This is a genomic window from Pseudomonas sp. HY2-MNA-CIBAN-0224, from assembly GCF_040310285.1.
GTDB classification, from domain to species: Bacteria; Pseudomonadota; Gammaproteobacteria; order Pseudomonadales; family Pseudomonadaceae; genus Aquipseudomonas; species Aquipseudomonas helleri.
In genome coordinates this window covers 1-2,366 of record NZ_JBEOPQ010000124.1, presented here as the reverse complement: position 1 = coordinate 2,366, position 2,366 = coordinate 1, and the positions used below count along the sequence as shown (strand labels likewise).

Annotated in this window: 2 pseudogenes; both read left to right on the top strand. The window is 61.6% G+C overall.

Going from position 1 to position 2,366, the window contains the following annotated elements:
* Nucleotides 1-520: 520 nt before the first annotated feature.
* Nucleotides 521-1,264 (top strand): annotated as a pseudogene (locus tag AAEZ03_RS29325) (methyl-accepting chemotaxis protein); the annotation flags it as partial.
* 396 nt (nucleotides 1,265-1,660) lie between these two features.
* Nucleotides 1,661-2,170 (top strand): annotated as a pseudogene (locus AAEZ03_RS29320) (methyl-accepting chemotaxis protein); the annotation flags it as partial.
* Between the last annotated feature and the right edge of the window lie 196 nt (nucleotides 2,171-2,366).

Sequence of the window (2,366 nt, the reverse complement as noted above, 5' to 3'; positions counted from 1 at the left end):
CCGTTGCCGCAGCAACGGATATGTACTCAAATCAAGAGCAACCCTCACCCTAGCCCTCTCCCGAAGGAGAGGGAACCGATTGGGGGATGCTGTCGATTATCGATGGCCTGTTTGCTGCGCGACAGCGCGGCGTCGAAGACTGGAAGTCCCGCAAGAGATCCACGGCATGACCCTTGCTTCAAAAACGCCATAAGCGTGCCATCAAAATAATGGCACCGTTGTGGAGGGGTTTTCTGTGTCTGCCGTACTCTCATTGTTACAAAGCCGTTTGTTGCGGCCGGTATTCGTTACCCTCGGTATCGCTCTTTTGGTGCAAGTGCTGGTGGCTGTCGCACTGACGCGGAGCACGGTCACGGCCCTGGAGTCCGATCTGGATGCGGGGCTGAGTGCAGACAGCAAGCAGTTGGCGGCCGAACTGGAGTTGGCCGGGCGTGAGGTCAAGAGCAACCTGGACGGGTTATCGGTCAGCACTCGCCAGCGCCTGACCGCAGGCCTGGAGCCGCGCCTTAAAGACGAACAGATGCAGCTCTGGGAAATGCTTGAGCAGAGCCTCAAAGACTCCGCGAACGACATGGCGCAGCTGCTGGCGGCCGTTTCGTCTCGGGCCATTTGGGATAACGATGTGCCGACCCTGTCGGACTTCGCTCGGCGTGCCCAGCGCAATCCCAATGTGCTGTTCGTGGTGTATGACGATGCCTCGGGGCAACATCTGACGCGCTACCTCAACCGTGATAACCCGATCAACAAAGCCCTGCTGGAAAAGGGCAAGGGCGAACGTGCGCTGGATAAAGTCCTCGATGCTGCGCGCAACGATCCGGCGGTGTATTACCTCGAAGCGCCCATCAGCCCCAACGGCGTTGTGATCGGCAAAGTGTTGATGGGCGTTTCTACTGCGTCGATCGAACAGTCTCTGGCGGCGCTGGACCAGCGTTTTGCGTCGTTGATTGTGAACAGTGATCAGTTGGTCGACGACAGCCTGCAAGGCGCGGCCAGCGAAAGCTCCAAGGCCTTGGGCGCGCGTTTGCAGTCGGCGCAGGCGGCGGCCGCACAAATGCAGGTCAATACCGCGCACACCGTACGCGAGGCAGCAGAAGCGCTGCGCTGGCGCATCGGCTTGAGCCTGGCGCTGGTGGGGCTTGGGGTGTTGCTGGTACTGGCGGTGGTGTTGGGGCGGCGCGTGGTGAGCAAGTTACTGCTGCTTAACGCAGCCTTGAATGACCTGGCGGCAGGCGAGGGTGACCTGACCAAGCGCGTAGGCCTGAACAGCAAAGACGAGATTGGCGACATGGCGGCAGCGGTTGACCGTTTTGTCGACAAGTTGCAGCCCATCGTGCGTGAAGCGGGGGATGTGGCCCAGCGCACCGGAGTCGAGATTGGCGTGATGACGATGCGCAATGCCGGGGCGGATGCGGCGGCGCAGTTGCAGCGCGATGAAGTGGCGCAAAGCCTTGAGGCGCTGTCGACCATGGCCGATGCGGCGCAGTCTGAAAGCCAGGCGATGCAGGCAGCGCTGCGCCAAGTGGTGGACATTCGTCAGGCGACTGACGAAAACACCCGCACCTCGGCGCAAGTGGGCGGCTTGATTGAAGCGCTGGCCGGGCAAGTGGGCGAGGGTGCCAAGGTGATTGAGCGGCTGGCGCAGCAAAGCGAGCAGATCGAAGTGGTGCTGACGGTGATCCATGGCATTGCTGAGCAGACCAACCTGCTGGCGTTGAACGCCGCCATTGAAGCGGCGCGGGCAGGCGAGACGGGGCGCGGCTTTGCGGTGGTGGCCGATGAAGTCCGTGCGTTGGCGAGCAAAACACAAAGCTCTACCGGCGATATTCAGGCGCACATCGTGGCCTTGCAGCAGGGCGCCAAAGAAGCGGTCGCGGCGATTGCGCAGGCCGGGCGGCAGGCGGACGAAGGCCTGGCGGTGTTGCGCGGCAGTGTGAAATTGCAGAAGACCGTGCAGGCCTCGGTTGAGCACGTGCACACGGCCATAGACGATGCGACCAAAGCCGCAGCGCATCAGGCCCTGGGCGCCCATGCAGTGCGCGGGCGGGTCGAAGTGATCCATGCCCAGGCCGAACGCGCGGCCGAGGCCGTCACGCAGACCACGGCCAGCGGCAAGGTGCTGGATAGCCTGGCAGGGCAGTTGAAGGCCAGTTTGGGGCAGTTCAGGGCTTAAAATCAAAAGCCCCTCTCCCTAGCCCTCTCCCGGAGGGAGAGGGGACTGATTGGGGGATATTGAAGGCTTTCAACACGCTGACGGTACTGCGCTGAATCCGAAAACACCTCGGTAAAGCTCCCTCTCCCTCCGGGAGTGTATGGACCGGGGACATAGCGAACACAATGTTCGGAGACATCGCGAACACTTTTAATAG